This window comes from Meiothermus sp., assembly GCF_026004075.1.
In the GTDB taxonomy this organism is placed as follows: Bacteria; Deinococcota; Deinococci; order Deinococcales; family Thermaceae; genus Meiothermus.
The window spans coordinates 1,856,666-1,874,969 of sequence record NZ_BPIK01000001.1; the positions used below are offsets into that span (position 1 = coordinate 1,856,666).

Sequence of the window (18,304 nt, forward strand, 5' to 3'; positions counted from 1 at the left end):
CTCAGGCTGGACGAGTGGTTCAACCCTTTTTACGCATGGCCTCGAGCATATCCCACTGCTCTGGTGTTACCGCGTCCAGCACGTTGAATTCTCCGGCGTTCCAGACCGTCTCGCCTCCGTCAATGGTGATAACGTCGCCGGTGATAAAACCGGCATAGTCCGAAATTAGATACGCAGCCAGGTTGGCGAGTTCGATGTGCTGGCCCACCCGCCCCAGGGGAATCTTCTTCTCGAACATCTGGGCAATTTCCGGGGTGGGCATCAGGCGCGTCCAGGCTCCCTCGGTGGGGAAAGGCCCCGGCGCGATGGCGTTGAGGCGGATGCCGTACTTGCCCCACTCCGCGGCCAGCGATCTGGTCAGAACCACCACCCCGGCCTTGGCCGTGGCCGAGGGCACCACGTACCCCGAGCCGGTCTGGGCGTAGGTGGTGGCGATGTTGAGCATGGTGCCTTTTTGTTTCTTGGCAATCCAGCGCTTACCCACTTCCAGGGTGCAGTACACCGTACCATGCAGCACAATATTCAGAACCGCATCGAAGGCCCGGTAGGAAAGCCGCTCGGTGGGCGAAATAAAATTGCCCGCAGCGTTGTTAACCAGCACATCAATTCGGCCAAAATGGGCCTCCACCGCATCTACCATGGTCTTTACGGCTTCGGGATCACGCACATCCACCGGTGTAGCAAATACCTCTCCTCCGGTCTGTTGCATCATCTCCTGAGCGGCCTGCGCGATGGTTTCGGCCCTGCGGCTGGTAATGGCTACCTTGGCCCCGAGTTCCAAAAAGCGCGTGCTCATCGAGCGACCGAGGCCCGTGCCGCCACCCGTAACCAGTACCACCTTATCCTTCAAAAGTCCTGGCTCAAACATATGCACCCCGCTGGTTCAGCTTAGAAGCGCGCGAATGCGCTCACCCTCGGTGAGACGTCATCTGCACAACGTTCTTGAAAGCAGACATCTTTTCTCTCAAACCTGAGTCTCCTTGCCTTGTCTGAAAAAGGCTGTCGCCAGCAGACTTTGACCCGAATTTGTGCATCCCAATCTGGCATCAGGCTTGTGGGTACACCTCAAACACCCCAGCAGCCCCCATCCCACCACCAATGCACATGGTCACCATACCCAGCCCGCCCCCACGCTTGCCAAGTTCGTGGATAAGCTGGGTGGTGAGCTTGGCTCCGGTCGCACCCAGGGGGTGGCCCAGCGCAATGGCCCCACCGTTGACGTTGACTTTTTCGGGGTTCATTTGCAGCTCCCGCATCACCGCCAGCACCTGAGCCGCAAAGGCTTCGTTGAACTCGATGAGCTTGAGGTCGTCCAGGGCAATGCCGGCCTTCGCCAGGGCTTTAGGAACTGCCTTGATGGGGCCTACACCCATGATGTCCGGGTCTACCCCACCCGTAGCAAAAGAGACGAACCGGGCCAGCGGCTTCAGGCCTAGCTCTCTGGCTTTGTCCGCGCTCATCACCAGCAAGGCCGCTGCCCCGTCGGAGTAGGGGGAGGCGTTACCGGCGGTCACAGTACCCCCTTCTTTGAAGGCAGGTTTGAGCTTGGCGAGGCGCTCGAGGCTGGTATCGGCACGGGGAAGCTCGTCTTTAGCAAACAACACTTCCTCTACCTGTTTTTTGCTCCCTTTCCAGTGCACCTTTTTGACCGGGATGGGCACAATTTGCTCGTCGAAAGCACCCCGGGCCTGGGCTTCCAGGGCTTTCTGGTGGCTCCGCAGGGCCCAGGCATCCTGGTCGGCGCGGCTAATGCCCCAGCGCTCGGCCACCCGCTCGGCGGTGAAGCCCATCCCGATATAGGCTTCGGTAAGTTCGGGGTGGAGCTGGGTATGGTAGCCCGACATCGGCACCTGGCTCATCATCTCCACACCCCCGGCCAGCACCACCTCGTTCATACCCGACATAATGGCCTGGGCTGCATAGGCCACGCTCTGCAGGCCCGAGGAACAAAACCGGTTGATGGTCGCCGCCGAGACCTCTACGGGGAAACCAGCCCGCAGCATGGAGAGCCGGGCCACGTTCAGGCCCTGGCTGGCCTCCGGCATTGCACACCCCCACTGAATGTCTTCGATGAGGGCGGGGTCTACACCGGCCTTGGCCGCCGCCGCTTTCATCACCTCAGCCGAAAGGTCGATGGGGTGCACAGTAGCCAAAGAACCGTCGCTTTTGCCGCGCGCAACTGCGCTACGAACTGCACTGACGATAACCGCTTCCTTCATGGTTGCTCCTTAAAAGTTATACTGAGTCAAAGTTTATGGCAAAGTGATTCGGGCTTCAAGCCTCTGGCCGCTCGAGGAAGTCTATGTCGGTGTGGTGGTAGTGGTTTGGCAAGTTTACCATCATGACAGGCTAGAACACGCAACGTTGTTGGGCATTGCTTCAAAACACGATAGGATATGAATGTGGCAGAGAAGCCTTCTACTTGGTCACAACTGCTCGTGGGCTACGGCGAAGACGCGCACCGTCTGGGTGAGGGGCGCGAGTTATGGCTGGGGGGCGTCCGAATCGAAAGTGACCGCGGCGCCATAGCGCACTCAGACGGCGATGTGCTGTTGCACGCCCTCTCCGATGCTTTGCTTTCCGCCTTTGCGTTGGGCGATATCGGCAGCTACTTTCCCGACCACGACCCCAGGTGGAAAGGCCTGGAAAGCCGGGTGATCCTCGAGGTGGTTTTGCAAAAAGTACGGGAGAGCGGCTATAGGCTAAGCCAGCTTTCGGCGGTGGTGGTGCTCGACCGGCCTAAGCTGGGGCCTCACCGCGCGACCATTCAGCAACACCTGGCCCTTCTGACCGGATTATCCGAAAAACGGGTGGGCCTTACCTTCAAAACCTCCGAAGGGCTGGCCCCCGACCACGCCCAGTGCCGGGCGGTGGTCTACCTCGAGCCTCTTCCCGGCAAAGAAGCGTAAAACTGGAGTTTACCAAGTGCGGCAAAGGATATCCGTTTAGTGCCCTTTGTAAGCAGCGTTGAGGGGGTATGCAGCACTGGCAATTGCTCGATATTCTGGCCTGGGCTGGCCTCCTGGCTTTTGGGGTCTCGGGCGCTCTGGTAGCGGTTCAAAAGCGTTTCGATTTAGTAGGCATTATTGTTTTGACCGGGGTTACAGCCATCGGCGGAGGGGCCATTCGGGATGTGTTGGTAGGCTCGCTGCCGGCCGGCTCACTCCGTAACGAAGCAGTGTTGTGGTTGGTATTTTTGATAGCTCTCTTGGTGTGGCGGTTCAACCAGCGGCTGGGCCGGCTCGAGCGCCCCATCTACTACCTCGACACCATCGGACTCGGGCTGTTTGCCGCGCTGGGCGCCGAGCGGGCTCTGGCGTTTGGTCTGGGGTTTTGGGGTAGTGTGTTCGTGGGTACGGTTTCGGGCGTGGGGGGCGGGGTTTTGCGCGATGTGCTGGCCGGAGAAATCCCCGGTATTTTTTACCGAAACCGCGACCTCTATGCCTCGGCTGCTAGCGGCGGGGCGGCAGTGGTTTTTTTGATCTACACATTTTTACCCGCTTACTCCGCCCTGGCAGTGCTACTGGGCGCTCTGGTCACCATTGGACTGCGGCTCTCGAGCCGCTGGTTGGGACTGCGCCTTCCCACTCCCTAAACACAACAAGCAAGGCCCGCTTTGCTTGCTTTAGAGGGCCTCGAGTGCTAGGCTACTTTAGGCTTTGCCAAGCGGGAAACACTCGGGTTTGCCTGCGGGCTGCGAGCACATAGGAGGCACCGTGGAAGATCACAGTTCTAGTCGAAGATTTTACCCGGTGTGCTCCCACACCGAGTAATCCTCGACAAACCGTGTACCCTGCGGAGCTTCCTTCCAAGATTCGGCCTTGGCCGAAAACCGAAGGAGGCCGCATATGTACGATACTGAAAGCTTGGTTGGGCTGGAAGCCCTCAAAAACGCCCTGCGCGATAGCGACGCTTTCAAGGTCAAGGCGGCGCTGGAGGAGCTATACCCGGCGCAAATTTTGGAGCATTGGTCGGAGTTTGCGCCGGAGCACCGGCTGCCCATCCTGACCCTGCTCTCCCCTGCCGAGGCAGCGGAGGTCTTCAGCCACCTCGAGGAAGCCGAGCAGGCCGAACTGCTCGAGGCCCTGCCCCCCTGGCGGGTCAAGGAGCTGCTGGAGGAGCTGTCGCTGGACGACCTGGCCGACGCCATCAACGCGGTTGAGGAGGAAAACAGCCCCGAGGCCGCCCAGGCCCTTTTGCGCCAGCTCGACCCGGAGACCCGGGCCGAAGTAGAGGAGCTGGCCGAGTACGACGAGGACGAGGCCGGCGGCATCATGACCTCGGAGTACATCGCGGTGCGGGACTCCATGCGGGTGGAAGAGGTGTTTCGCTTCTTGAGGCGTGAGGCCCCCGACGCGGAGCAAATTTACGTGATTTACGTGGTGGACGCTGAGGGACACCTGCAGGGGGTGCTCACTTTACGCGACCTTATTGTGGCCGACCCCAAGACCCGCGTCGCGGAGATCATGAACCCCGACGTAATTTACGTGCGCGACGACACCGACCAGGAAGAAGTAGCCCGCTTGATGGCCGACTACAACTTCACCGTGCTGCCGGTGGTGGACGAAGACAAAAAGCTGGTCGGGATTGTAACCATCGACGACGTCATAGACGTAATTGAGGAAGAAGCCACCGAGGACATCTATCGGCTGGGTGCGGTGGAGTCGCCTGAGCTGGTATACAGCAAGTCGAGCGTGTGGGAGTTGTGGAGTGCTCGAGTGCGCTGGCTAATTATTCTGATTGTAACGGGCAGCATCACCAGCACTATTTTGCAAGGCTTTGAGTCGGTGCTCGAGGCCGTTACAGCCCTGGCTTTTTACGTACCGGTGCTGGTGGGCACCGGGGGTAACACCGGCAACCAGTCCAGCACCCTGATCGTGCGGGCTCTGGCCACCCGCGATGTGGCCTTAGGTGACTGGCTTCGCATCATGCGCAAAGAACTCGGGGTAGGTATGCTCCTGGGCCTGACCCTGGCCAGCCTGCTCACCATCAAGGTTCTGATCGATGGCCAGGTTCAACTACTGGCAGTGGTGGGTATCTCGCTGGGCCTGGTGGTGCTGTTGGCCAACGTGGTGGGGGCCATGCTGCCCCTGCTCCTGCGCCGGCTGAAGCTAGACCCGGCCCTAATCTCCAACCCCCTGATTGCCACCGTCACCGACGTTACCGGACTGGTGGTGTACCTGAGCGTGGCCCGCTGGCTATTGAAGCTATAAACCCCCTCGAGCCCCCAGCGCCGTGAGCAGCACCACCCATAACCCCAGCGCCATCTGGCTCCAGCCCACCACCCTGGCCGGCACCGGAGGCTTGCTAAAGGTATAAAGCGAAAGTGGAATGAGAATAGCCAGGGCTACAACACTCAGCCAGGGAACCAGGCCCAACCCCGTTCCTGCAATGAGCACCACAACTGCGAGAGTTTCCGCAAAGTAGGCGGCTACCAGATTGACCGATTCTCCCCGGGTTCGGCGCACCTGGGCTCGAGCGTAGAAAATGGAAGCCACCGCACGGGCCGCCAGCACCAGCCAAAGCCCATAGGCCAGCCGTGGGTCTTGACCCGCGGCCAGGGCAATACTGCTAGCCATAGCACCCATCGCTACCGCGCCAGAAAGCTCGGGCAGTAGGTTTCGCCCCCGGTTGTGGGCATCAAACCAGAGCTGCACCCCCACCAACGGCAGCGCCAGCAGCAGCGGTAGCCAGAAAGGCCCGCTTGCCCACCACGCCGCCAATGTCAGACCAGCCAGGGCCAGCAGGCCGTACAGCAGGGCGAGGTTTCGGGCCAGGGCCGTGCGAGGGAATTTTTTACCCCGGCGCAGGTCGGAAAGCCAGAGCTTGAGGGGGTGGCGGGTAAAAAAGGCCGCCAGCGCGAATAGCCCCAGGCCCAGCCCGGCCCCGCTCGGGGCTACCAGCAGGCCCAGCAGGACGGGCTCGAGGGTGAAGCCCCAGCCGCCGTGTTCGCTGGGGAGGGCCACGGCCTTAAGGGAAACTTTGGGCGTCGAGATGGTGTTCATCATTTTTTAGGTAACAAGATTAGCAACATTACCAAGGGACTTTCGGCCCGCACCGCATGTACCAGACCCGCGGGCATGTAGGCCAGGCTTCCAGGTTGGGCCTCGAGTTCCTCCTCGCCCAACTTCAAGCATCCCTTGCCCGAAAGAATTTGCAAAAGCGCAGGACGCGAAGCGGTATGCTCGGAAAGCTCCTGCCCAGCATCGAAGGCAAAAAGCACCACCTTGTGCCCCTGCGCGCTTTGCAGGGTGCGGCTCAGGATACCCCCCTTTGGAATGGGGGCTTCGCTCAGCAGGTCGGGGTAATAGTGCGCCGGTGTCTCCATGCTTACCTCCACCCCAGCACCAATCTGGCTTCAGGGCTGAGCCGGGCTGGGCTCCAGGGGGGATCCCAGGTGAGTTCGACCTGCACCTGCCGAATGCCAGGTAGGGCTCGCAAGGCCGCCTCGACACCGCCCTTAATGGCATCGTGCAAGGGGCAGCCGCGGGTAGTCAGGGTCATGCGCACATAGGCTTGCGGCGGCTCCACGCGCAGTTCGTAAATCAGGCCCAGGTTGACTACATCCAGTGCCAGTTCGGGATCGTAGACCTGTTGAAGGACTTCCCAAGCCTGGGCCTCTAGGGAAGGTGCGGCCACTTGATCCAAAGACGCTACCTCTTGCGTCTCCTGAGGGGATTGCACCCTGGGAGTCTCCGATTTATTCATCTCCGTATCACCTCCTGCAAGCTATACACAAATACCAGGCTGCCCAACACCAGCAGCGCTATTGCGTGGGGCGTAAAAGGCGTGAGCAATGCCCCAACCCCCCACAGCAGCCCAGCCAGCCGGGTCGTTGAGTCGGGCAGCATATCTTTGAGCAGCGGCACCTTCTGCTTACCCACCAAAGGGGCGTAGCGGTGCGTCCAGATCAAGAAGGGGGTGATCTTGTAAAGCATGCCGGTTACCACCAGCCCCACAAACCCCAAGGCAAACCACAAGCCCGCCACCAAGGAATGGCCCAGGCCAAAGGCTCCAGCGCAAAGCAGGAGAAAGCCCAGCCCGGCCAGGTAGTGTTGCACTCCAATATCGAGGGCTTTTTTGTTGCGCTGGGCCAGAATGTTCCAGGTATCGAACAAAGCTAGGGCCAGCCCTGCCCAGAGAAGCGCCGCCCCCAGCTCTCGCTGGAAGGCCAGCGCCAGGAGGCCCAGGTTAAAGGCCCAGAGCTGCAAACCCAGCCACCGAACGGACCCCCCATGAGAGAGGCTAAACATGCCTACTAAAAGATGGCCCACCCCCAGAATAGACAGCACAAACACGCCCACCAAGCCTGCTGCAGCGTGCCAGCCCAGCCGGGCGGGGTCGTAAAAGCCGTATCGCAGGCTCAGGGCCTGTAAAAGGCCCAGCAAAGGGGTCAACATCAGGTAAAACAGTGTCCAGGACAGGGCCGTGGCCACAGGGTTCCATCGAGGTGCCTGGCGAAAGGTTAGCACCATTCCCAGGGTAAAGACCCCCAAACCCACCCAGGCCAGCCCACCGCCCAGCGCAATTCCCAAGGGGTTCTGTTGCAAAAAGCCCACCGCCTGAAGCGGCGTGCCCAATCCCCAAAAAAACAACGCCACATAGCCAAGGCTGGCTCGAGCCAGTGGCACCTCCAAAACCACCGGCACCAGCTGGTGCATGACCCCCATCAACACCCCCACCCCAAAACCGAGAAAAAACAGGTGGGCAGCGGCCAGGAGTACCGGATGCCGATAGGCCCCCAAAGCCTGGGGTTCCAGCGCGACCAGTCCCACAGCCAACAGCAGATATAAAGCTGCCAGGCCCACAAACGAGAGCGGCAGGCTCAGGGGTACGACTGCGTTCTTGGGGGCCAGCAAAGTCATGGTTCAAGCCTACGAAGGGCTTCCGCGCCCGGGCCATGACTTAAGTCATGGCGCAGGGGGGATTTCGGATGCATCCTGGCCTCGAGGTGAACCCATGGCGCACACTCTAGACGTTCGTACCTTGGCCCCCCGTGACCGGCACCCCCAGATCTTCGCCTTGTTCGATGGACTGAAGCCGGGGGAGGCCTTCGTGTTGGTAAACGATCACGACCCGAAGCCGCTGTTTTATCAGTTCTCCGCCGAGCGAGCAAACCAATTTACCTGGAACTACCTCGAGGCCGGCCCCGAGGTCTGGCGGGTCGAGATCGGCAAACGAGGCTGAAGATGGTACACCCCGAGATGCGCGTGAGCGAGGTTTTGCAGCGCTACCCAGCCCTGCTCGATGAGCTGATTGCCGCCAGTCCGGCCTTCGCCAAGTTGAAAAACCCCTTGCTGCGGCGTACCATGCCCCGGCTGGTAAGCCTGGCGCAGGCCGCGCGAATGGGTGGCCTCGAGCCTCAGGAACTGGTTAGTCGGCTCAACCGGACCCTGGGTCTGGCGACAAACCAAACACCCCAGTCCAGCCTGGAAAGCGTGTCGGAAGCACAAAGTAAGCTGGGTACACCCAGTCCCACCTGGCTACAAGCCGCCATCGGCTTTCACCTGGATGTGCGGCCCATTCTGGAGGCTGGAGGGGAACCCTTCCAGGCCATTATGGAAGCAGCCAACGAAGTATTACCGGGGCAGCGGCTGGTGCTGGAGGCTCCTTTCGAGCCCCTACCGCTTTACCGAGTAATGTCCGGGAAAGGCTTCGAGGCCTGGTGTGAGCAGATAGATGAACACTACCGGGTGCACTTTTACCGCACACCCCGCCGGCCCCAAACAACCCCGGCCCAAAGCCCAAGCAAGCCAGCCCAGTTCAGCCAAGACGACTGGAACCGGCCTGATGCCGTGGTACAGATTGAGGCCCAGTGGGAACCGCCCCTGCCGATGCAGGCTGTGCTGGAAGCCCTATCTAAGCTCACACCCGGTCAGTGGCTGCTGGTGCACCACGTGCGCCGCCCGGTGCACCTGCTGGCCCGGCTCGAGCAAGAAGGTACGCCCTATGAATTGCGCGACCTTGGACCCAACCGAGTGGATTTGCTCATTGAAAAGAGGTGAGGGGAAGTGCCGCACATCATAGCTGAGCCCTGCATTGGGGTTAAAGACCGTAGCTGTCAGGAAGTTTGTCCAGTGGAGTGCATTTACGATGGGGGCGACCAGCTCTATATCCACCCCGATGAGTGTATCGACTGTGGAGCCTGTGTACCGGCCTGCCCCGTCTCAGCCATCTTCCCTGAAGAAGACCTGCCCGAGCAGTGGCACAGCTACATCGAGAAAAACCGGCGGCTTTCGGCAGGGCCCAATCTACATTTTCGGGAGAGCTAGGCATGGCGTACGTGATTACAGCAGCCTGTACAGGCCAAAAGGAACAACCCTGTATTCGAGTCTGTCCTGCCGATGCTTTCGTGGATAGGCCAGCCGACCCCCGTCCTGTTATCGACCCTGACCTATGCATCGAGTGTGGGCTGTGCGCAAGCGTCTGCCTGATAGGAGCCATCCTTCCCGGAGAAGACCTACCACAGGCCTAAAATCCCAACACCGAGCGCTAGCGGGCAAACCTCAGACACTGGGTTGCTTAGACCAGATTCAGAAAATCCGTCGCCCAAGAGCATACGCCTATGTCTTTTTACGAGCATCTCTTTGTCCGGAGCAGTCTTTTTTATCTGCTCTATACAACCCTCACCGGAACGGCCTTCTATGTTTGGCCCGGCTTGATACCCTACTTCAAACCCAGTCATGTGCACGCCGGACTGGTGGGGTTTTTTTTGTGCATGGTCATGGGAGTGGCTTTTTGGATGATGCCCAGGCCTGGCCAGATTCGTCAAGATAGGCTGGAAGCGCTGGCTTTTTTTATCCTCAACGCCGGGCTGCTTCTGCGTCTGATTGTCGAACCCTGGCTTCTTTTCAGCGGAAACCGCGAGCTGCTTTGGCTGCTGGTTACTTCGGGCTTGCTGCAGACGACGGCTATCGCGGTGTTCGCCTATGCCATGAGTAAGCGGGTGCTAACCAAGGAAAAGCTCTTCGAGCTAGCCGAGCGGCGCAAGGCGAAGAATAACCAAGGGTAATTCGTCTAGAAAGTGCGTTCGCGGCAGCAAGCACAGCCCCTTTGAATAGAATTTGTGTCGGCACCTTTCCACAAAAGTTTTCATCAGCAGGTATCCTCCCCGATATTTCCCTCAAGCACTCCAAGTTGTTCTGCGCCTCTAGCGCACCCGCAGAACGCTTGTGGCAGCTCCAGGTGAAGCTGCCAGGGGTGCTTCTCGGTGTTATCCGGTACAGGGGATGACATTACCCGTCGAAGTCAGTGCGTCCGGGAAACCGGTTATTTCAGGGAACGGCTGTAGGTTGTGCGGGGCCCGACTTGGCATTAGAACCAGGCTTGCTTTTGCTAATCACAGCTATTCTCGCTCTTATCTGCACCATATGCACATCGAAAAAGCCCGGCTTCCGGCTAAGATGTTAGTGTTGAGGTGGCTCATGGCCCTAACTTCCCCTGCACGCATTCCGAAACCTTCTTTGCGAAAACAAATGATCGAGTTATTCAGCACAGCCCTCAAGCCGCTGTACTGGTGGTATGAAAAGCGCATCGAAGCCGAGGTGCGGAGGGGACATACCCCCAAGCACTTGGGCTTAATTCTGGATGGCAACCGTCGTTTTGCGAGGGAGCTGGGTTTGGAAGGGCACCAAGGGCACGAATTCGGGGTACAGAAGGCCTATGAAGTCCTGGAGTGGTGCCTCGAGCTCAGGATTCCCACTGTGACCATCTGGGTTTTCTCTACTGACAATTTCAACCGCAGCCAGACCGAGGTAGAAACCCTCATGCAGCTCTTCGTGCAGGAAGCCAAGCGCATGGCCCAGGATCCGCGCATACATGCCAACGAGGTGCGGGTCAAGGTGATCGGGCGGCACGACCGCTTCCCCCCCAAGGTGTTGGAGGCCCTGGAAGAACTGGAGAAGGCCACCGAGCACCACAACGGCATGCTCTTGAACATTGCCATGGGCTACGGTGGACGGGAAGAAATTGTAGATGCCGTCAAGAGCCTGTTGCTGGAAGCAGCCCAGACCGGCAAGTCGCCGGAAGAACTGGCCGCCGAGCTGGACATGAAGCACATCTCCGAGCGCCTCTACACCGCCGGCGTGCCCGACCCCGACTTCATCATCCGCACCTCGGGCGAGATACGGCTCTCGGGCTTTTTGCTCTGGCAGGCGGCCTACAGCGAGTACTACTTCTTCGATGCCTTCTGGCCCGCCTTCCGCAAAGTGGACTTTCTGCGGGCGGTGCGCGACTACCAGAAGCGGGAGCGTAGGTTTGGTAAGTAGCGCACTGGATGGGGTCAAATCAGAAGCAAAACAAGCAAGGCCAGCACACCCCCCGGTATCAGGCCAAGGGCCACGTAAGCTCCCAATCCCTTAGCGCCAAACGACAGGGCGGTTTTGAACACGGTGTTGCTCAGCGCAGCAACCACGATGGCGATGGAGGCCACCGACGCCATTAGCTGCTCGTTGGCCGCCAGCCGGGCTAGCGAGAGCGTGATGGCGTCCACATCGGCCACCCCCGAAAAAGCGCTCACCACAAACACCCCGGCACTACCAAAGACCTCGAGGCCCGCCCTAGCCAGCAGCTTGACCAGGGCATAGACGCCCGCGAAAAGCAGGGCGCTTTGGAGTTGTAAAGGATTCTGCACCGAGACCGGCTGGGCTTCGCTGGTGTCGCGCCGGGTCAGCCAGAAGGCCACCAGCAGCCCCCAAACCAACCATAGCAACATCGCAGGCCACAATCTTTGCAGCAAAACAGGTGCTATGGCAGCACTCCAAACCAGAATTCGTCCCAACATCATCTGCGAAGCCAGCACCGCCCCACTGGCCCAGAGCAGGTTTTTGCCGGGGTTGGCCCGGCTTTGGGTCACCATCGAGAGGGTGACGGCAGTGGAAGAAACCAATCCTCCCAGAATGGCCGCTGCCCACAAGCCCCTCGAGCCCAGCAAGCGCAAAGCCAGATAACCTACAAAGTTAACCCCCGCCACCAGCAAGACCACCTGCCAGATTTCCTGGGGGTTCCATACTCCATAGGGGCCATAGTTGGCGTCGGGCAGCAAGGGATAGACCACCCCCAGGAGCAGGGCCAGCAACACCGCCGCTTCCACCTCGCTTCGCTCTATTCCACCCGCAAAGGCGTGCAGCTCGTCGTGGAAGGCCAGAAAGCCCAACAGCAAAGCCCCGGCAAACAGCGCGGGCAGCACAATCCCCAGGCCACACAGCACGCCCAGCACATACACCACCAGGGCGGCCACCTGGCTGGTAGCATCGCGGCTGTTTCGGAGCGAGTACACTGCCAGCCCGGCCACCGCAGCCAGCCCCACCACGGGCAACCACTGGTTTTGTCCGAGGGCGCCCACCCCGCCCAGCAGACCCAGCAGGGTGAAGGTGCGCACCCCTCCGATGGTCGAGCCCTGGCGCTCGACTTTGGCGCGCTCGCGCTCGAGGCCCACCGCAAAACCAATCAGGGTGGCGGCCAGCAAATGCCATAAAGCGTCTTGCACCCCCTTACGCTACTACGTTTGTAAGGGGACAAAGACCCTTTGGGTGTAATCAAGGACAAGGGTTCGAGCCGACCGAAGGGAGTAGGAGTGCGTGCTAGCCTTCACGAAGACGTACCGGGCGACTGGCTTTGCGGGTTTGGTAGCGCATGGCTTGGCTGCTCAGGCAGGTCTAGCTCGGCCCGCACGGTAGTGCCCGAGCCGGGGCTGCTTGTGATACCAAAGCGCCCTCCCAGACGCTCAATACGCTCGCGCATGGAAACCAGGCCCAGGTGGCCGGGGTACTCACGCTGGCTGTCGAAGCCGACCCCGTCGTCGCGAACCTCGAGCTCGACCCTGCCTTCTTGTTGTTGCAAGCGCAGGTGAACTTTGCGGGCTTGCGCGTGCTTGACGATATTGTTGAGGGCTTCCTGGGCCACCCGGTACAGGGCTTCCTTGGCCTCCGGGGCCAGGGGTGGCTCGGCGCACAGGTGGGTCTCGACCAAGAAGCCGTGCCGGCTTCGCATAGCCGCCGCCTGCTTGGAGAGGGCCGCCACCAACCCTTGCTGCTGTAGCGAGTCCGGTCGCAGCTCGAAAATCAGGGCCCGCATCTCCGCCGTGGCCGCCTCGGCCAGCTTCAAGACGAAGTCCAGCGTCGCAGGAACCCGCTCGGGGTACTGGGCAAGCTGGGCTTTGGCGCTGCGCACGCCCAGGACGATACCGTAAATAGTCTGGGAAACCGAGTCGTGCAGGTCACGGGCCAGCTTTTGCCGCTCCTCGAGGGCCGCCCTGCCCTGGGCCTGGGCATACAGGCGGGCGTTGCGGATGGCGATGGCAGCCCGCTGCGCCAGCGAGGTAAAAACCCGCTGTTCCTCGGGGCCCAGGGTGTGGGGACGCAGGCTATTAATGCTAAAAACCCCAAACACCTGGCCCTCGAGGCGTATCGGAATATGCATGAAAGCCCGAATGCCCTCGGCGTCGGTGATGTGTCGGGCCACCCGCTCATCTTTGTGGGTGTCCTGTACCACCACCGTCTCCCCGCTGCGGGCGGCATGGGCAATCAGGCCATGCCCGGAATAGGCGTTCATGACCTGCACGAACTGGGAGGTAAAGCCCCGCTGGGCACGGGTAATCAGGTGCTGGCGGGTTTCGTCCCAGGTCAGGATGCAGCTCTTGTCGGCTCCCAGCAGATCCACGCACACATCGGCCAGGGCTTGCAACACCTGGTCGAGCTCGAGCGAGGCATAAAGCTTTTCGTCGGCCTGGTAGAGGGCCTCGAGGTGGCGCAGGGTCTGGCGGGCCTCGGTAAGGTCATGGGCAATCACAATTCCGTAAATCTGGCCATCAAGTTCAAGGCGCACGATCGAACCATGCACAGTACGCAGGCTCCCATCCTTACGCACCAGATCAATCTCGAAAATATCGGGCTGGGCAGTACTGCTGGGCCGGATACGTTCTGCAAACCATTCGCGGTGGGAGGGCGCAATCCAATCCAGCTTGTCTTTGGTGTGCAGTTCCTCCAGCTCATAGCCCAGTAAATCTTGAGCCGCGCGGTTGGCATAAACCAGTTTGTGCTCGGAGGAGGCGATCAGGATGGCGTCGCGGGTCGCCTCTAAAAATCCGGCCAGGGTCTTGGCCTCGAGCCGGTGTAAAAAGTTACTCAAGCCCCACCAACCCCTCCCGGATGGCAAACAACGCGGCCTGGGTACGCGAGGATAACCCCAGCTTGGAAAGCAAGTTAGAAACGTGGGTCTTGACGGTTAGCTCGGACAGGTTGAGCTGCTTAGCGATGCGCTTATTGGAAAGCCCGTGCGCCACCAGCCGCAGGATCTCGGTCTCCCTGGGAGTCAGGGCCTCGCGCATCCCGGCGGTACGTACCTCCTGGGCCAGCCTTCGGGCTGCCTCGGGATGCAGCCGCACCTCCCCCCGGCTCGCTGCATAGATGGCCTCCACCAGTTCTTCGGGGTGGGTGTCCTTGAGCAGATAACCCGATGCACCCGCGTGTATGGCCTCGGCCACCAGTTGGTCTTCCAGGGCGCTGGTCAGGGCCACCACCTCTATCTCGGGATAACGGGCCTTGATCTCGCGGGTTGCCTGTACCCCGTCCAAAACCGGCATCAGCAGGTCCATGAGCACCACATCGGGGTGCAGCTCGGCCACCTTCTGGATGGCTTCCTGGCCGTTCTGGGCCTCACCCACCACCACCAGCCCCCCATCGGTCGCCAGAAACATCCGCAACCCCTGGCGTACCACCGCATGGTCGTCAACCAGCAGAACCTTCAGGGCGGGGTCGCTCATGGCCCCAGGGTACAACGAGGCAGTGAAGCTCACCAGGGGCACAGATTCTCCGCATCAGAAATAAGGGAAAATACCCCTGTACCCCGTTCCGATGGCGGGCTTACTTGCCCCAGCACCCCAACCGACGGATAATGCGTATGAGGGCAGTTCCTGCGCATACCCCGCACAACGGTTTTGATGTACTGGATAAATAACTCCGCCCGTGGTGCGGAGCGATTGTGGGCAACGCGATACGTCGGCTAGGTCTGGCGGCGCTACCCCTGGGCCCTCGAGGCCAGGTTCAACACCACCACCCCCACGATAATCAGCACGATACCCAGGGCAATGGTGCCGTTCATAGGCTCTTTGAGCACCCACCAGCCTAGCAGCGCAATCAGGGCCGTACCCAGCCCCGACCAGACTGCATAGGCGGTATTGAGCGGGATGGTTTTGAGGGAGAGGCTCAGAAAATAAAATGCCAATCCATACCCCAGCACTACCACCAGCGAAGGCAGCAGCTTGCTGAAGCCCTGGGAAGCCTTGAGCGCGGTAGAACCCACCACCTCGGAGACAATCGCCAGCAGCAGTAAAGCCCAACCGTTCATCATTGCTCCAGATTACGTTATACCCAGTGCTTACATCCTCGTTTGAGTCGGGCTACTGTGTACAATACATACCAATGATTCGCATCTTACTCGCCGACGACCATGCCCTCTTTCGCCAGGGACTCAAAAGTCTTCTGGAAGCGGAACCCGATTTTAAGGTCATGGGCGAGGCCAAGGACGGGCGCGAGGCCTTACGCCACGCCCTCGAGGCCCACCCCGACATCATCCTGATGGACATCCAGATGCCCGGCCTCGATGGTGTGCAGGCCACCCAGGAAATCCTCAAGGAATGGCCCCAGGCCAAGGTGATTATGCTGACCATGTACCGCCAGGACGGCTACGTCTTCGAGGCGGTGAAAGCCGGGGCGCGGGGCTACATGCTCAAGGACGCCGACGCCAAGGAACTGCTGGACGCCATTCGGCGGGTGTATCAGGGTGAGGTCTTGCTGGATGCCGAGATGGCCGAGCAGATCATCCAGGACTTCAAGGCCAAACAGGAAACCACCCCCAAAGCCCACGCCGAGCTTTCCGAGCGGGAGGTACAGATTTTGCGCCTGGTAGCCCAGGGCTACACCAACCTCGAGATCGCCTCGGAGCTGTCGCTTTCGGAAAAAACCGTGCGCAACCGGCTTTCGGACATCTTCCAGAAACTCCACCTCAACAACCGCACCCAGGCGGCCCTCTACGCTTTGCGCGAGGGGCTGGCAGAAAAGAGCGACGAGCAGTAAATGAGCGACTTTACCACCGATACTGCCCTCGATCCTGTGAGGCTGCTGGGCGAGATTGCCGAGATTGGCGGCGACGCCGCCCGCGGAGCCTGGGTAGCCCGGAACCTGCAGGCCCAGGGGCTGGAGCCCCATACCGACGAACTGGGCAACGTCTGGGCCGGCCATGGCTCTACCCTGCTGGTCGCCCACATCGACACCGTTCTGACCCCCACACCCCTGCGGCGAGAGACAAACCGCTGGTATGGCCCGGCAGTAGGGGACAATTCCTCCGGGGTAGCTGTTTTAATGGCCCTGGCCGCGGAGCTGGTGCCCCTGGGCTGTACGGTAGCCTTCAGCGTGGGCGAAGAAGGGTTAGGCAACCTGCGCGGTGCACGGCAGTTGGTTCGGCACCTACAACCCCAGCAGATGGTTGCAGTGGATGGATACCTACCCGGTGTCGTAAGTCGCTCGGCAGGTTCGCACCGGATGCGGGCCCGGCTGATTGGGCCGGGCGGCCATGCCTGGGGTGACCGAGGGGCCCCATCTCCGGTACCGGCCCTGGGACATGCGCTCGCCCAGATGTATGCCCTCGAGCGCAGCAGCAACACCAGCCTGAATGTGGGCAGGTTGTGGGGAGGTGAGGCCATCAACGCCATCCCGCAAGAAGTAGGCTTTGAGCTTGATCTACGAGCCACAGACGCCTCGGAGCTGGGCCGGATGGTTGTCCAGGTGCGGGAAATTCTGATGGAAGCCGCTCGCAGGTTCAGTCTTCGAATGGAAATTGATGTACTTGGCGAGCGCCCTGCTGGCATGACAGCCACCCAGGCCATGCTGGAAGCCGCCCACCGGGCTTTGCTGGAGATTGGCCTCGAGGCTCAGTTCACCACTGGCTCCACCGATGCCTCGGCAGGGGTAGAGGTAGGTATTCCCGCCATTACCCTGAGCGTCTACCAGGGGGGCGGAGCCCACACCCCCGAAGAATGGGTGGAGCCCGACTCCCTGCGCTTAGGCCTGCGTGCGCTCCGAAGCTTTGTGCGACAGCTCCTCCAAACATAACGGCTTCGTAACGTTGGCCTTGCTATCCTCTGGCGCAAGGAGAGGGCTATGTCCAAAAACAAAACCTTTTTGCTGCAAATCTGGCAAGACCCAGGGGGCATCTGGGCCGTGCTCAAGGATGAGGATTGCGGGCTACTGCACCAGTTCGAGAGCCTCGAGGCGCTTGTCCAATTTTTGTCGCGAGAAGCTGAACCATACCCGTCACCTAGCCTCGAGCCGGTGCACACGGGGCCCAAGAGTGCGATAGGATAGTCGGGTGCGTGTAGGTGTCTTGAATAGCTGGCTTGCCGATCGCTACCTACCCTTCTGGGCGTCCTATTTACAGGCTTTAGAGGTCGAGGTTGTTCGTCCCCAGGAAATTTCGGTAAACCTGCCGGTTCCCGCACCCATTCGGCGGGTGCTCAGCCAGGTTTTTAGCCTTAAGAGCCAAGGGATAGACTTTCTGCTGCTACCAGATGTGCAGCTCGGCGTCGAAGCCCACAGGGGCAACCCTTCGCCCTGGCTGGTAGACCTGGGCGCAACCCTGGAGCGGCTGGTACCGGGCCTGCCCCCTACCCTGGTGGTTCCCGCCGAGCTCTCGCCAGAGGTAGCCGGTCTTGCTGCGAAAATTGGGCAGCTTCTGACTCAGAACCCCATGCTGGCCCGGCGGGCACTGGAGCGTACCAAGCACCAGTTGAACAGCTCTTTTACGCCACCCAAGCAGTCTGGAGTCCATCTGGTTGGAGTGGTGGCCCAGCCCATGCTGCTAAGCGACACTGACTGGCTAAACAATCTGCGGGCCGGGCTGGCCGAGTACGGGCTGCACCTATTCCTGGCCGACAAAGCCCCTGCCGAACTTCGCCAGGAAGGTGCCAGCCTCGCACTGGGCCTCGAGCTTCCGACCGACCTCGAGGCCGCCGGTATGCACCGCTACCTCTCGAGGCTGGGCAAGGTCAAGGGACTGCTGTACGTGCACGACCCCGAGTACCTGCCTTTGCCCAACCCCCTGCGCAAACTGTTGAAGAAATCCGAGCCCCCCAAGCCCTGGCGGGTGGTGGGCCTCGAGGCCCCCTGGCCCCAGGTGGCCGCCGAACTGGCCCAGCGCCTTCGGCTCTGATGCTTGGTCGAATAAACTACAGTTAAGCTATTGGGGAGGAATAAAGTGGTAAAGATGCCCTCATCCGATCATTCTAAGACATCCTCCAGAACTGACCGGT

Annotated in this window: 22 protein-coding genes; 12 read left to right on the top strand and 10 right to left on the bottom strand. The window is 60.5% G+C overall.

The window, feature by feature from the left end; all coding sequences use genetic code 11:
- Positions 1 to 19: 19 nt before the first annotated feature.
- Positions 20 to 868, bottom strand: coding sequence for an SDR family oxidoreductase (locus Q0X18_RS08975; protein ID WP_297561237.1), 849 nt, complete (start codon positions 866 to 868; stop codon positions 20 to 22).
- A 178-nt stretch (positions 869 to 1,046) separates the two neighbouring features.
- Positions 1,047 to 2,219: a thiolase family protein gene (locus tag Q0X18_RS08980; protein ID WP_297561240.1), complete on the bottom strand. Its 1,173-nt coding sequence runs from the start codon at positions 2,217 to 2,219 to the stop codon at positions 1,047 to 1,049.
- Positions 2,220 to 2,432: 213 nt separating this feature from the next.
- On the opposite strand from Q0X18_RS08980, the gene ispF reads away from it, so the two are divergent.
- The 3 genes from ispF (at position 2,433) to mgtE (ending at position 5,213) form a co-directional block, all read left to right on the top strand.
- The gene (gene ispF / locus Q0X18_RS08985) at positions 2,433 to 2,909 is read left to right on the top strand and encodes a 2-C-methyl-D-erythritol 2,4-cyclodiphosphate synthase (RefSeq protein WP_297563050.1); all 477 of its coding nucleotides are present in this window, start codon (positions 2,433 to 2,435) and stop codon (positions 2,907 to 2,909) included.
- A 68-nt stretch (positions 2,910 to 2,977) separates the two neighbouring features.
- Entirely contained in the window at positions 2,978 to 3,595 is a 618-nt protein-coding gene (locus Q0X18_RS08990) for a trimeric intracellular cation channel family protein (RefSeq protein ID WP_297561242.1), read from the top strand.
- Between the two features lie 253 nt (positions 3,596 to 3,848).
- Entirely contained in the window at positions 3,849 to 5,213 is a 1,365-nt protein-coding gene (gene mgtE / locus Q0X18_RS08995) for a magnesium transporter (protein WP_297561244.1), read from the top strand.
- Here mgtE and Q0X18_RS09000 read toward each other — a convergent pair.
- Genes Q0X18_RS09000 through Q0X18_RS09015 form a run of 4 tightly spaced genes read right to left on the bottom strand, consistent with a single transcriptional unit; the run spans position 5,208 to position 7,865 of the window.
- Positions 5,208 to 6,008 (bottom strand): YwiC-like family protein, encoded by an 801-nt coding sequence (locus Q0X18_RS09000; protein WP_297561250.1) that lies wholly within the window; start codon positions 6,006 to 6,008, stop codon positions 5,208 to 5,210. The two genes, mgtE and Q0X18_RS09000, sit on opposite strands and share 6 nt — an antisense overlap.
- On the bottom strand, positions 6,005 to 6,328 hold the full coding sequence (locus Q0X18_RS09005; RefSeq protein WP_297561252.1) for a cupin domain-containing protein: 324 nt from the start codon (positions 6,326 to 6,328) through the stop codon (positions 6,005 to 6,007). Before Q0X18_RS09005 ends, Q0X18_RS09000 begins: the two co-directional genes overlap by 4 nt.
- Positions 6,329 to 6,330: 2 nt before the next feature.
- A complete protein-coding gene (locus Q0X18_RS09010) occupies positions 6,331 to 6,708 on the bottom strand; it encodes a metal-sulfur cluster assembly factor (RefSeq protein ID WP_308446048.1) in 378 nt (125 codons plus the stop codon).
- On the bottom strand, positions 6,705 to 7,865 hold the full coding sequence (locus Q0X18_RS09015) for a hypothetical protein (protein ID WP_297561255.1): 1,161 nt from the start codon (positions 7,863 to 7,865) through the stop codon (positions 6,705 to 6,707). The genes Q0X18_RS09010 and Q0X18_RS09015 overlap by 4 nt, the downstream gene beginning before the upstream one ends.
- A 94-nt stretch (positions 7,866 to 7,959) precedes the next feature.
- Here Q0X18_RS09015 and Q0X18_RS09020 point away from each other — a divergent pair, with 94 nt between their 5' ends.
- The 6 genes from Q0X18_RS09020 to Q0X18_RS09045 all read left to right on the top strand — a co-directional run bounded on the left by Q0X18_RS09020 (position 7,960) and on the right by Q0X18_RS09045 (position 11,267).
- Positions 7,960 to 8,187: a DUF2249 domain-containing protein gene (locus tag Q0X18_RS09020; RefSeq protein ID WP_297561258.1), complete on the top strand. Its 228-nt coding sequence runs from the start codon at positions 7,960 to 7,962 to the stop codon at positions 8,185 to 8,187.
- A 2-nt stretch (positions 8,188 to 8,189) separates the two neighbouring features.
- Positions 8,190 to 9,005, top strand: a complete 816-nt coding sequence (locus Q0X18_RS09025) for a DUF2249 domain-containing protein (protein WP_297561260.1) — start codon at positions 8,190 to 8,192, stop codon at positions 9,003 to 9,005.
- Positions 9,006 to 9,011: 6 nt separating this feature from the next.
- A complete protein-coding gene (locus tag Q0X18_RS09030) occupies positions 9,012 to 9,272 on the top strand; it encodes a ferredoxin family protein (protein WP_297561262.1) in 261 nt (86 codons plus the stop codon).
- Positions 9,273 to 9,274: 2 nt separating this feature from the next.
- The gene (locus Q0X18_RS09035) at positions 9,275 to 9,475 is read left to right on the top strand and encodes a 4Fe-4S binding protein (protein ID WP_297561265.1); all 201 of its coding nucleotides are present in this window, start codon (positions 9,275 to 9,277) and stop codon (positions 9,473 to 9,475) included.
- Positions 9,476 to 9,565: 90 nt separating this feature from the next.
- Entirely contained in the window at positions 9,566 to 10,012 is a 447-nt protein-coding gene (locus tag Q0X18_RS09040) for a hypothetical protein (RefSeq protein WP_297561268.1), read from the top strand.
- A gap of 412 nt (positions 10,013 to 10,424) precedes the next feature.
- On the top strand, positions 10,425 to 11,267 hold the full coding sequence (locus tag Q0X18_RS09045; RefSeq protein WP_297561271.1) for an isoprenyl transferase: 843 nt from the start codon (positions 10,425 to 10,427) through the stop codon (positions 11,265 to 11,267).
- 14 nt (positions 11,268 to 11,281) lie between these two features.
- On the opposite strand, the gene Q0X18_RS09050 is transcribed toward Q0X18_RS09045, so the two are convergent.
- The 4 genes from Q0X18_RS09050 to Q0X18_RS09065 form a co-directional block, all read right to left on the bottom strand.
- Positions 11,282 to 12,487, bottom strand: coding sequence for an MgtC/SapB family protein (locus tag Q0X18_RS09050; protein ID WP_297561273.1), 1,206 nt, complete (start codon positions 12,485 to 12,487; stop codon positions 11,282 to 11,284).
- Positions 12,488 to 12,588: 101 nt separating this feature from the next.
- The gene (locus Q0X18_RS09055; RefSeq protein ID WP_297561276.1) at positions 12,589 to 14,127 is read right to left on the bottom strand and encodes a GAF domain-containing protein; all 1,539 of its coding nucleotides are present in this window, start codon (positions 14,125 to 14,127) and stop codon (positions 12,589 to 12,591) included.
- Complete coding sequence (locus tag Q0X18_RS09060) at positions 14,120 to 14,761, bottom strand: response regulator transcription factor (protein WP_297561278.1); 642 nt, start codon at positions 14,759 to 14,761, stop codon at positions 14,120 to 14,122. Before Q0X18_RS09060 ends, Q0X18_RS09055 begins: the two co-directional genes overlap by 8 nt.
- A gap of 254 nt (positions 14,762 to 15,015) precedes the next feature.
- Positions 15,016 to 15,345 carry a multidrug efflux SMR transporter gene (locus tag Q0X18_RS09065; protein WP_297563054.1) on the bottom strand — a complete coding sequence of 110 codons (330 nt, stop codon included), beginning with the start codon at positions 15,343 to 15,345 and terminating at the stop codon, positions 15,016 to 15,018.
- Positions 15,346 to 15,419: 74 nt separating this feature from the next.
- On the opposite strand from Q0X18_RS09065, the gene Q0X18_RS09070 reads away from it, so the two are divergent.
- The 3 genes from Q0X18_RS09070 (at position 15,420) to Q0X18_RS09080 (ending at position 18,204) form a co-directional block, all read left to right on the top strand.
- Complete coding sequence (locus Q0X18_RS09070; protein ID WP_297561281.1) at positions 15,420 to 16,073, top strand: response regulator transcription factor; 654 nt, start codon at positions 15,420 to 15,422, stop codon at positions 16,071 to 16,073.
- A complete protein-coding gene (locus Q0X18_RS09075; protein ID WP_297561284.1) occupies positions 16,074 to 17,108 on the top strand; it encodes a M20/M25/M40 family metallo-hydrolase in 1,035 nt (344 codons plus the stop codon). It abuts the gene before it with no gap.
- Positions 17,109 to 17,364: 256 nt separating this feature from the next.
- A complete protein-coding gene (locus Q0X18_RS09080; RefSeq protein WP_297561286.1) occupies positions 17,365 to 18,204 on the top strand; it encodes a hypothetical protein in 840 nt (279 codons plus the stop codon).
- The last annotated feature ends 100 nt before the right edge of the window (positions 18,205 to 18,304 follow it).

What these genes read in the sequence shown, in the direction of transcription:
- Q0X18_RS08975 (WP_297561237.1), bottom strand. Translation starts at nt 868, where the DNA reads ATGTTTGAGCCAGGACTTTTGAAGGATAAGGTGGTACTGGTTACGGGT.
- Q0X18_RS08980 (WP_297561240.1), bottom strand. Translation starts at nt 2,219, where the DNA reads ATGAAGGAAGCGGTTATCGTCAGTGCAGTTCGTAGCGCAGTTGCGCGC.
- Q0X18_RS08990 (WP_297561242.1), top strand. Translation starts at nt 2,978, where the DNA reads ATGCAGCACTGGCAATTGCTCGATATTCTGGCCTGGGCTGGCCTCCTG.
- mgtE (WP_297561244.1), top strand. Translation starts at nt 3,849, where the DNA reads ATGTACGATACTGAAAGCTTGGTTGGGCTGGAAGCCCTCAAAAACGCC.
- Q0X18_RS09000 (WP_297561250.1), bottom strand. Translation starts at nt 6,008, where the DNA reads ATGATGAACACCATCTCGACGCCCAAAGTTTCCCTTAAGGCCGTGGCC.
- Q0X18_RS09005 (WP_297561252.1), bottom strand. Translation starts at nt 6,328, where the DNA reads ATGGAGACACCGGCGCACTATTACCCCGACCTGCTGAGCGAAGCCCCC.
- Q0X18_RS09010 (WP_308446048.1), bottom strand. Translation starts at nt 6,708, where the DNA reads ATGAATAAATCGGAGACTCCCAGGGTGCAATCCCCTCAGGAGACGCAA.
- Q0X18_RS09015 (WP_297561255.1), bottom strand. Translation starts at nt 7,865, where the DNA reads ATGACTTTGCTGGCCCCCAAGAACGCAGTCGTACCCCTGAGCCTGCCG.
- Q0X18_RS09020 (WP_297561258.1), top strand. Translation starts at nt 7,960, where the DNA reads ATGGCGCACACTCTAGACGTTCGTACCTTGGCCCCCCGTGACCGGCAC.
- Q0X18_RS09025 (WP_297561260.1), top strand. Translation starts at nt 8,190, where the DNA reads ATGGTACACCCCGAGATGCGCGTGAGCGAGGTTTTGCAGCGCTACCCA.
- Q0X18_RS09035 (WP_297561265.1), top strand. Translation starts at nt 9,275, where the DNA reads ATGGCGTACGTGATTACAGCAGCCTGTACAGGCCAAAAGGAACAACCC.
- Q0X18_RS09040 (WP_297561268.1), top strand. Translation starts at nt 9,566, where the DNA reads ATGTCTTTTTACGAGCATCTCTTTGTCCGGAGCAGTCTTTTTTATCTG.
- Q0X18_RS09045 (WP_297561271.1), top strand. Translation starts at nt 10,425, where the DNA reads ATGGCCCTAACTTCCCCTGCACGCATTCCGAAACCTTCTTTGCGAAAA.
- Q0X18_RS09060 (WP_297561278.1), bottom strand. Translation starts at nt 14,761, where the DNA reads ATGAGCGACCCCGCCCTGAAGGTTCTGCTGGTTGACGACCATGCGGTG.
- Q0X18_RS09065 (WP_297563054.1), bottom strand. Translation starts at nt 15,345, where the DNA reads ATGAACGGTTGGGCTTTACTGCTGCTGGCGATTGTCTCCGAGGTGGTG.
- Q0X18_RS09070 (WP_297561281.1), top strand. Translation starts at nt 15,420, where the DNA reads ATGATTCGCATCTTACTCGCCGACGACCATGCCCTCTTTCGCCAGGGA.
- Q0X18_RS09075 (WP_297561284.1), top strand. Translation starts at nt 16,074, where the DNA reads ATGAGCGACTTTACCACCGATACTGCCCTCGATCCTGTGAGGCTGCTG.